Annotated in this window: 9 protein-coding genes; 8 read left to right on the forward strand and 1 reads right to left on the reverse strand. The window is 62.6% G+C overall.

The features are described 5' to 3' along the window. The first annotated feature begins 225 nt into the window (after positions 1-225). From BG22_RS10440 to BG22_RS10460, 5 genes are all read left to right on the forward strand, one after another. A complete protein-coding gene (locus BG22_RS10440) occupies positions 226-552 on the forward strand; it encodes a type II toxin-antitoxin system HicB family antitoxin (RefSeq protein WP_140495373.1) in 327 nt (108 codons plus the stop codon). A 348-nt stretch (positions 553-900) separates the two neighbouring features. Then, positions 901-1,953: a hypothetical protein gene (locus tag BG22_RS10445; protein WP_140495375.1), complete on the forward strand. Its 1,053-nt coding sequence runs from the start codon at positions 901-903 to the stop codon at positions 1,951-1,953. Next, positions 1,905-2,318 (forward strand): GntR family transcriptional regulator, encoded by a 414-nt coding sequence (locus BG22_RS10450; protein WP_219846953.1) that lies wholly within the window; start codon positions 1,905-1,907, stop codon positions 2,316-2,318. The genes BG22_RS10445 and BG22_RS10450 overlap by 49 nt, the downstream gene beginning before the upstream one ends. Positions 2,319-2,540: 222 nt before the next feature. Beyond that, on the forward strand, positions 2,541-5,204 hold the full coding sequence (locus BG22_RS10455; protein ID WP_181163495.1) for an excinuclease ABC subunit UvrA: 2,664 nt from the start codon (positions 2,541-2,543) through the stop codon (positions 5,202-5,204). 122 nt (positions 5,205-5,326) lie between these two features. After that, complete coding sequence (locus BG22_RS10460; protein WP_375137722.1) at positions 5,327-6,658, forward strand: MATE family efflux transporter; 1,332 nt, start codon at positions 5,327-5,329, stop codon at positions 6,656-6,658. Positions 6,659-6,723: 65 nt separating this feature from the next. Here BG22_RS10460 and BG22_RS10465 read toward each other — a convergent pair whose 3' ends face one another. Further along, complete coding sequence (locus BG22_RS10465) at positions 6,724-7,467, reverse strand: NADPH-dependent F420 reductase (RefSeq protein ID WP_140495380.1); 744 nt, start codon at positions 7,465-7,467, stop codon at positions 6,724-6,726. 144 nt (positions 7,468-7,611) lie between these two features. Here BG22_RS10465 and BG22_RS10470 point away from each other — a divergent pair, with 144 nt between their 5' ends. The 3 genes from BG22_RS10470 to BG22_RS10480 form a co-directional block, all read left to right on the forward strand. Next, positions 7,612-8,139: a PadR family transcriptional regulator gene (locus tag BG22_RS10470; RefSeq protein ID WP_140495381.1), complete on the forward strand. Its 528-nt coding sequence runs from the start codon at positions 7,612-7,614 to the stop codon at positions 8,137-8,139. A gap of 145 nt (positions 8,140-8,284) precedes the next feature. Then, entirely contained in the window at positions 8,285-8,917 is a 633-nt protein-coding gene (locus tag BG22_RS10475; RefSeq protein ID WP_258186343.1) for an endonuclease III domain-containing protein, read from the forward strand. A gap of 135 nt (positions 8,918-9,052) precedes the next feature. After that, on the forward strand, positions 9,053-9,749 hold a 697-nt coding region (locus tag BG22_RS10480), incomplete at its 3' end, for an AEC family transporter (protein ID WP_140495383.1).

The following is a 9,749-nucleotide window of genomic DNA, read 5'->3' on the forward strand; positions in this document are numbered from 1 at the left end:
GTAAATATCCGGTTCCCATGATCTGGGAGAACAGATCATGTTGTCGATTTGCGGGGCGAAGAGAGTTCTGTGATGCATGATGGCTTCCTTTCTTAAATGTGGTATCTGTATTGATACCAGTATAGCACATATGTTCGAATATGCAATGTGTGTGGGTGTAATGGGTTGCCTGCGCCGGTTGATTACAATGATTGAATAATTCGAGTGGGTGATTCTTGGGGTGCCATGAAAAACGTGATTGATCGATATGTGTATCGCGTGCATTGGTCGGATGAATGCGAGGGCTTTGTGGGAACGGTGGCGGAGATGCCGGAGTTGAGATTCGTGTCCGATTCGTTTGTCGAGGCGTTAACCGGTATTCGGATTTCGGCTCACGATGAGGCTGCCAAGTTGGTCGAGAGGGGCGTTGCAGTTCCGATTCCTTTCGAGGATCGCCATTATTCGGGTCACTTTATGGTTCGGGTACCGCCTGAAGTGCATAGACGTTTGTCCATCGAAGCTGCTGAGCAGGGGGTGTCTCTGAATAGATTGGTTCAGGCTCGTTTGTCCTAAAATCGTTTTGCTTCTTCGTCGTGTGGGGGCGGCAGTTGGTTACCGACGGCATAGTGTTGCGTTTCGTCCCGTTTTGACGCTCCAGAACGGGACGAAACGTAACATAGGCTCGTCGCTGACTTACGTTTTGGGACGTTTTTACGTCATTGCCGGTGCTCGTCGCCGGTGTTCTTGAATGGTACACGGCAGTCGACCCATTGCAACTGCACCATACTTCTGATACACTTTGAACTGTACTAGAAATATGGTGCAGTTTCATGCTGGCGGCGCCGAACGGTTTCGGTCGAAATGACTGATGGCGTTCGGTTGCAGGCGGCGATGCACCTCAAACACAATGGGGTGGGTGTGATGTCGATTTCTGCTCTCGCCGTGGTAGTGGCGTTGCTGATAGGACTACTGAAGATTGCGTTCATCGTCATGGTGGTGGTGCTGATGGTCAGGGCATTGCTGCACATGAATCGTGAACCGTCGCTGTCGGTGAAGCGGCCTGTTTCATCGGGTAATTCATCGGGCAATTCATCGGATAGTCCGTCGGGCGGTCCGTCGGAACAGTCTGCCATGCCGGATGCCACGGCCGATGACGGTCCCATGCCTATCGTGCGCCGTCGCATGGCGTTCGCTCTGCTCGCCGGCGTGGCGGTGTTGTGCGCGGTGCTGCTCATCGGATCCGTGGTGCCCAGAGACATGTACCGCATCGCATCGATGTCGCCCGGCCTCGCGGCGTCGGCAGTCATGCTGGCTCTCGCGCTGCCCTTTCCGGACATGTCCGATCGGCTGGGCGGCGGCCGGGTGCGTACGGCATCGCTGCAATCGCGCGAACCATGGACATACGCGCGGCGGTATGTGCTCATGCAACCGATGCTTGCCGCCGGACTGCTCATCATCTATCTCGGCTTCACCACGGTGACGGCAAGCCCGGATGATTTCGGCCTGATGCGCAGCATCCAGCTGGTTGCTCCGAATGGGATGTGGGCCCGTTCCTCCGGTCCTTATCCCGGATCGTATTATTCCATCCCGCTGGCCGTCGTCACACTGGTGCTGGTCGGCCTGACCTGCGCGGCGCTGTGGCGCATCGCCCATGTGCCGAGTGCTCCTGAAGTCCGGTTCGCCGAGGCTGATCGGCTGTGGCGCGTGCTGTTGACGCGATTCACGGTGTTCCTGTCGGTCGGCGCGATGCTGGTCTACGCGGCGGCGGTCCTGCTGGTGGCCGGGGCGGCAACGGTCCGTGTCGGCACCAATAACGGTGCATGGTCGGCGGCCTATGCGGATGATGTGTATCCGACTTTGGGCAACATACAAATCATCATGGGCGGCGTGGTGGCCGTGTTGGCGCTCATCTACCTCGTGATGGCATGTTCCGCATTGGTCCGGTTGTGGACTTCACCCCGGAGGACGCGATGACGGGCGGCGGCGATGACGTGCGCCTGGTGATCCGCGAATCGTCGCCGGTGCCGGTATACGAGCAGATTCGCGCGCAGATCGAAGGTATGGTTCGTGCGGGCCTTCTGCATGACGGCGACAAACTGCCGTCGGTGCGTCAGTTGGCCGGCGACCTGCGCATCGCCCCCGGCACTGTGGCCAAGGCCTATGCCGAACTCGCCGAGCAGGGGGTGATTGAAACCGCGCCCGGTCGCGCCGCCCGAATCAGGCGGGTGGCGACCATCCCCGAACCTCTGCTGGAAGCCGCAAAGGCCTACGCCGGCCAGTCCCACCGGCTTGATGCCAGCCTCGAGGACGCCATCAGCGCCCTGCGCGCCCAGTGGTAGTTTTACGTCAGAATCTACATCGGCCAATCGCAGGCGTTCTCCATCACCGTCTACGGTCTGCCGGATTATGCCGGTTATGCGCTGTACGCGCGTACTGCCTGATGATGCCGGAGTACCGGATGGCAGCCCCGCGGAGGAACGTGATTCGGCATCTGATACCGGCCGGGTACGCCATACAAGCCATACAATAAGTGCAGATCGAAGGCGGCGAGGGGAGCGGACATGACGGTTGCGAAGGAATCCGGCGAAGGAACAGAGCCCGGGAAGCCGGTGGCATTCGGTGAGACGAGCGATCGCGCGCCCCACACCCCTCGCGCCATCGAGGTACGTGGGGCGCGGGTGCATAACCTCAAGAACGTCGATGTGGACGTGCCGCTCGGCGAACTGGTGGGAGTGGCCGGCGTCTCCGGTTCGGGCAAGAGCTCGCTTGCGCTCGGCGTGCTGTATGCGGAAGGGTCAAGACGGTATCTGGAGGCGCTGTCCACGTATACGCGCCGGCGCCTGACCCAGGCCAGTCGCGCCCAGGTGGATGAGGTGCTGCATGTGCCAGCCGCGCTCGCCCTGCATCAGCGGCCCGCCGTACCCGGCATCCGTTCCACCTTCGGCACGATGACCGAACTGCTCAACAGCCTGCGTCTGCTGTTTTCCCGTGTCGGATCGCACGTATGCCCGCAATGCGGAACCCGTGCGGACCCCACGCTTAATGTGGCGTTGGAGCAGCCGATCGTATGCAGTCATTGCGGCAAGCGATTCCACGGCCCCGGCGCCGAAAGCCTGGCCTTCAATTCGGCGGGCGCATGCCCCACCTGCTCCGGCACCGGCATCGTGCGCGAGGTGAACCGTGCCGCCCTTGTGCCGGACGAATCGAAATCCATCGACGACGGCGCGGTGCTGCCGTGGGGCTCGCTCATGTGGGACCTTATGAAGCAGGTGTGCGGCGCGATGGGCGTGCGCACCAACGTGCCGTTCCGCGAGCTCACGCCCAAGGAGCGTGACATCGTATTCAACGGGCCGGCGGTCAAGAAGCACATCCTGTACCGGCCCAAGAAGGGCGACGATTTCGCCGAGCTCGACTTCACCTATTACAACGCCGTGTACACGGTCGAGAACGCGCTCGCCAAGGCCAAGGACGAGCAGGGATTGAAGCGCGTGGCCCGCTTCCTCGAGGAGAAGCCATGCCCCGACTGCGGCGGCACACGCCTGAGCGCCGCTGCCCGCGCGCCTGAAGTCCGCGGCATCAATCTGGCGCAGGCCACCGCCATGACCTTGGACGACGCCGTGACGTGGGTGCGGGGCGTGCCGGGCGCTCTGCCTGAGAGCATGCGCCCGATGGCCACGAACATCTGCGAGTCGTTCCTCGATGTGGCGCGGCGGCTGCTCGAACTCGGCCTCGGCTACCTGTCGCTCGACCGTGCCGGCGCGACGCTGTCCACCGGCGAACGCCAACGTGTGCAGCTGGCCCGCGCCGTGCGCAACCGCACCACCGGCGTGCTGTACGTGTTGGACGAGCCGTCCATCGGCCTACATCCCTCGAACGTGGATGGCTTGCTCGGCGTGATGCACGACCTCGTGGCGGACGGCAACTCCGTGGTGGTGGTCGATCATGACGTACGTGTGCTCAAGGCCACCGATCATCTCATCGAAATGGGGCCGGTGGCCGGCGCCGGTGGCGGCCATGTGATCGCGCAGGGCACGGTCGACGAGGTCGAACGGACCCCGAGCAGCCGCATAGCGCCGTTCTTGACCGAAAGCGGCGAGACCCGAGTGCGCGCCCGCGTCACTCCGGAGAAGATGTTCGATGTCGGCAGGATTCACATGGAGACCGGTCCGTTGCACACCGTCAAGCCTCTGACCGTGGACGTGCCGCGCGGCAGACTCACGGTCGTCACCGGCGTCTCCGGCTCGGGCAAGACCACGATGGTGCTGGAATCGCTGATTCCGGCGCTCAAGGCGAACGCTGACGGCGGTGATTTGCCTGCGCATGTTCACGTCATCGAGGCGGACGGCATCACCCGAGCGAACCTCATCGACGCCACGCCGATCGGTGCGAACGTGCGCTCCACCGTGGCCACCTACGCCGATATCCATGACGATCTGCGCCGCGCCTTCGCTCGCACGGACGAGGCCAAGGCCGCCGGATACAAGGCCGGCGACTTCTCCTACAACACCGGACGGCTGCGTTGCCCCACCTGCGATGGAACCGGATCGATTTCGCTGGATGTGCAGTTCCTGCCGGACGTCACCATCGCCTGCCCGGATTGCCGGGAATCGAGGTATGCGCCGGAAGCGAGCCTGATTCACCGGCCGGTCAAAGAGGGGAAGGGCACCGCATCGACGGAGCTTGGAATCACGGCGGAGCAGGAATCCATGGCGGGGCGGGGAAGCGCGGACGCGCCCCTGCATTCGCTGACTCTGCCGCAACTCATGGCGATGAGCGTGGACGAGGCGCTCGCCGTCACCGCCGACATGAGGAAGATCCACGCCCGTCTCACCACGCTGCACGACTTGGGGCTCGGCTATCTGACGCTTGGCGAGCCGACGCCCGCCCTGTCCGGCGGCGAGGCGCAGCGGCTCAAGCTTGCCAGTGAGATGGGCAGGGCGCAATCGGACGCGGTGTTCGTGTTCGACGAGCCGACCATCGGTCTCCATCCGCTTGACGTGCGTGTGCTGCTCGGCGTCTTCGACCGTCTGGTCGCCGCCGGTGCGACCGTCATCGTCATCGAGCATGACCTCGATATGATCGCCAACGCCGATTGGATCATCGATATGGGTCCCGGCGGTGGCGAGGCAGGCGGCCGCATCGTCGCCACCGGCACGCCGGAGCAGATCGCCGCGAACCCCGCGAGCATCACCGGGCGGTATCTGGAGGTGGATGCGCGGGCGTAGCAGATGTATCACCATATATCGAGCTGTGAGAAAAGCCTCGACGTGACGCGCGAGTAGGATAGCCGTCCGTGAATCAGGTTCATGGCATCAAACGAGCGAGCGCGGACGCGAAATACCGGCAGATGACCGAACAGCCGATACCGTCGCTTATTCTGACGCTCAGCATTCCGGCCGTCGTCTCCAATCTGGTGACCACCGCCTACAACCTGACCGACACGTTCTTCATCGGTCAGCTCGGCACCGCGCAGTCCGGCGCCATCGGCATCGCCTTCTCCATCATGACCATCCTGCAGGCCATCGGCTTCTTCTTCGGCAACGGTGCGGGCAATTCGATGAGCCGCGAACTCGGCAAACGCAACAACGAGCGCGCCGCGCGGCTGTTGGCCCTGGGCTTCGCGGGCGCCGTGCTGTGCGGCGCGTTGGTGGCGGCCGTCTGCCTTGCCATGCTTCGACCGTTGGTGATAGGACTCGGTTCGACCGCGACCATCGCCCCCTATGCCGTGCAATATCTGACGCCGATTCTGATGGCCGCGCCCTGCGTATGCGGCTCGTTCGCGCTGAACGGACTGTTGCGGTATCAAGGTCAGTCGGCGTTCGGCATGATCGGCCTTGTCATCGGTTCGCTGCTGAACTTCCTGTTGGCGCCGCTGTTCATCTTCGTACTTGACTTGGGGATTTTCGGGGCGGGCCTTGCCACCGGCATCTGCCAGACCGTAAGCTTCCTCATCCTGACCACGATGAGCGCCAGATTCGGCGTGCTGAAGCTCTCCCTGCGCAACTGCCGGCCGGATATGCTGTTGGCTCGGGAGATCCTCGGCGGCGGTCTGCCTTCGCTGGTCCGGCAGAGCGCCGGTTCGATCGCCACCACCTGCGTGAACATAGCCGCCAATCCGTTCGGCGACGCGGCGATCGCGGGCATGGCTATCGTGATGCGCATCATGCTCGGCGTGAATTCGGTGATCATCGGACTGGGTCAAGGCTTCCAGCCGGTGTGCGGCTACAACTATGGGGCCGGGAAGTTCGCCCGTGTGCGTGAGGGCTTCTGGTTCTGCATCAAGCTTTCCACCGGCGTGCTGCTGGTGCTGGGCGCGCTGATCTGGGTCGCCTCCCCGCAACTGGTGAAGATCTTCCGCTCCGACCCCGCCGTGGTGGCTGTGGGTGTGGCCGCGCTGCACTTCCAATGCATCACCGTGGCGCTCAACGGCACGAACATGATGGGCAATATGATGAGCCAGACCTTGGGAAAGACCGGTATCGCGTCCTTCCTCGCCGTGTGCCGCACGGGACTGTATCTGGCTCCGGCGGTGCTCATCCTGCCTCACTTCATCGGAATCACGGGTGTTGAGGTGGCGCAGACCGTGTCCGACGTGCTGACGTTCGCGACCTCGTTGCCACTGTTGCGTTATTTGCTGAAGAATGTGCTGGTGGAACGCAAGGAGCGCCGCACGGCATAACGTGCGGCGCTCCACAGGCGGCGAGTATCACCCAATGATCTCTTGAGATATTGGATCTCCTGCGGTTACTTGACGACCTTGAAACCGGCGGTCCACGGGGTCTGGTTCGTCACGCCGAGGATGATCTGCAGCGCGCCGTAGCCCTCGAGGTACTGCGCGCGCTTCAGAGCGCCGGCGTCCACGGTCTTGAGTCCGGCGGCCTCGATGAAGGCGGCCACAGACTTCTTGGCATCCTCGTCATCGGCGGCCAGCTGCACCACGGTCGGCGCGCCGTCGTTCTCGCCGGTGGCCAGCGTGGCGGCGAAGGTGGTGTTGAACGCCTTGACCACATGGGACTGCGGGAGCTTGGCGGCCACGTACTCGGCGGCGGACTTGGCACCTTCCGGCAGGGCGAGGTCGAAGGTGGTGAAGTCGATCGGGTTGGAGACGTCCACCACGGTCTTGCCGGCAAGCTGGTCGGCGTAGGCGGCGATCGCCTCGTCGTAGGCGGGGAACGGCAGGGCCAGAACGACGATGTCGCCGGTGATGGCGGCCTCGCCGAACTTCGCGCCGGTGACGCCATCGGCGGCCGCGGCGGCTTTGTCGGCGTTGCGGTCGATGACCTGCACAGTGGCGCCGGACTTGACGGCAATGCCCGCCACGGCCGAGCCGATGTTGCCTGCGCCGAAGATGGTGATGTTGCTCATGATGATTCCTTTCGATGATGAAGGTTGATGGTTGTGCTGGTTCGTTTGTCGGCGACCGCCGTGGTGCCGGATGCTGTGGATGCCGGTCTGCGGTGTTCGCGTTGATGCCAGTATGCACCCCATGTTGATATATTTCAAGCTGAGATATATCAACAGGATTTATGTCATGTGAAAGAACGCCGGAATTCCAAGGGTTTGGAGATGGTTTCGTGGCGCGTGATACGGCGTGTCGTTCTGAAATATCTCAGACTGAGGTATCATGAATGCATGAATATCGTGGAAATCATGACGTTGGGCTTCCTTTCCGAGGAGCCGTTGTGCGGCTACCGGCTACGCAAGAAGATGGAACAGCTGCAGGGATACAACCGCGCCTTCAGCGACGGCACGCTGCATTCCGTCACCGGCAAGTTCGTCAAGGCCGGATATCTGGGGGAGTCGTTCAACGTGGTCAATGGCCGGCGTCTGCGCGAATTCCACCTTGAGCCGGCGGGCCGCGAGAAGCTCATCGAGGAGCTGAAGAGCACGGATGGCTACATGCTCAGCGACATCACCAAATGGTCGGTGGTGATGTCCTTCCTGTCCGTCATCCCCGATGTCGCCGATCGCAATGCCGTACTGCGGCGTCGGCTCGATCTGCTGGATTCGGACGTCCGGCGCATGTACAGCGACGGTGAAGGGCCGATCGACAACGAAAGCCTGACTGACAAGTACCGTATCGCCATCACGCAGATTCACGATGCCGAGATCGCCGCCGAACGCGCCTGGCTGGTCAAGGAGCTCGGCGTTGACGAGTGACGTGACGCCCGTGGGGCCTGCCGGGCTCGCGAAATCCGTAGGCCCTGTGGAATCCGCAGGACAATCCGCGAAGCAACCCGTAAGACCTAGACGGCATGGCGTGCGCCGGCGGGCCGCGAGCATGCGGGTGCCGACTTCGGATGACATGGAACGACTGTTCCACACGATGATGGAGTCGATGGGTCCGACCGGCTGGTGGCCGGCCGAATCCCTCTACGAAATCATGGTCGGAGCGGTGCTCATCCAGAACGCCTCCTGGCGTAACGCCGATCGGTCGCTCGACGCCCTGCGGGATGCCGGTGCGCTTGTTCCTCGAGCCATTGCGGACATGGACAACGAACGACTCCAGGACCTCATCCGCCCGTCCGGCTTCTTCCGGAACAAGTCGCGTGCACTGCAGGCGGTCACCCGGTGGTACCTTGACCGTTGCGGCGCCGACCCCGAGCGCGTGGCCGGAGTACCCGACGACGAACTGCGCGCGGAGATGCTGGGACTGTTCGGCATCGGTAACGAAACCGCCGATGACCTGCTGCTCTACGTCTTCGATCGCCGGGTGTTCATCGCCGACACCTATTCCCGTCGGCTGTTCCGGTTCCTCGGGTACGACGTGCCGGACGGATATCCGGCGTTCCGTACGATCTACCATCCGATAGCGCTCGCCAGTGGGCTCACCGTGGCCGATTGCAAGGAGTTTCACGGGCTTATCGACGAATGCGGCAAGCAGTATCGTGATGACGAGGCCAAGGCCGGGTCCTTCCTTGCCGGGTGGCGGGCCTGAGGATGGCGCGGGCCTGAGGGTGGCGCCCTGCGGGTGAGGGTGAGGCCACGGCTGTCCAGATGCATGCCTTACATAGTCGCGGATGGTTTTGCGGGATTCACGAGCGTTGCGGAATCCACGAGAGTGAGGAGCGTTGTGGGACAGTTCGGCGTGATGGTCGGCCAGCTGGTCGGTTTTCTCATCATGTTGATGGTGGGATACGTGTGCGTGCGTCTGCGCTTCTATGGCAAGACCGCGTTGGACGGCATGTGCTCGCTGCTGCTCAACGTGCTCATCCCGGTGCTGGTGTTCTCGAATGCCGTGGACGGCACGGACCGCTCGCACCTCGAGGCCAACTGGGGCGTGATGCTGCTGACCGCCGTGATGTACGGTCTGCTCATCCTTACGTTCTGGGCATTCGCGCATCTTTTACGGCTCAAAGGTTCGCGCAGTCATGTTTTCCAGGCATCGCTGGTGTTCGGCAATGCCGGATTCATCGGCATCCCGCTCATCATGGCATTGTGGCCGCGGGAGGGCGCGATCTATGTGGCGCTGATGTCGATCATCGACCAAACGCTGTTGTGGACGTATGGTGTATGGCTGTGCGAGCCAGTTCGGCCCGCGGTTGGGGACGCCGGGGGAGACCTGCCCGCCGCGTCGCGCCCCTCGCTGGGTTCACGCGTGCTCGGGCTGCTCCGCCGGTTCGTCAACCCAGCATTCATCGGCGTGATGATCGCGCTGGCCCTGATTCTGCTTGGCGTCAAAGTGCCGGAGCTCATCCTGAAGCCGTTGCACACCATCGGCAACATGGCGACCCCGATGTCGCTGATATACCTCGGCGGTTTGTTTGCTC

Origin of the sequence: Bifidobacterium sp. UTBIF-78, assembly GCF_006408945.1 — a bacterium.
GTDB lineage: Bacteria > Actinomycetota > Actinomycetes > Actinomycetales > Bifidobacteriaceae > Bifidobacterium > Bifidobacterium myosotis.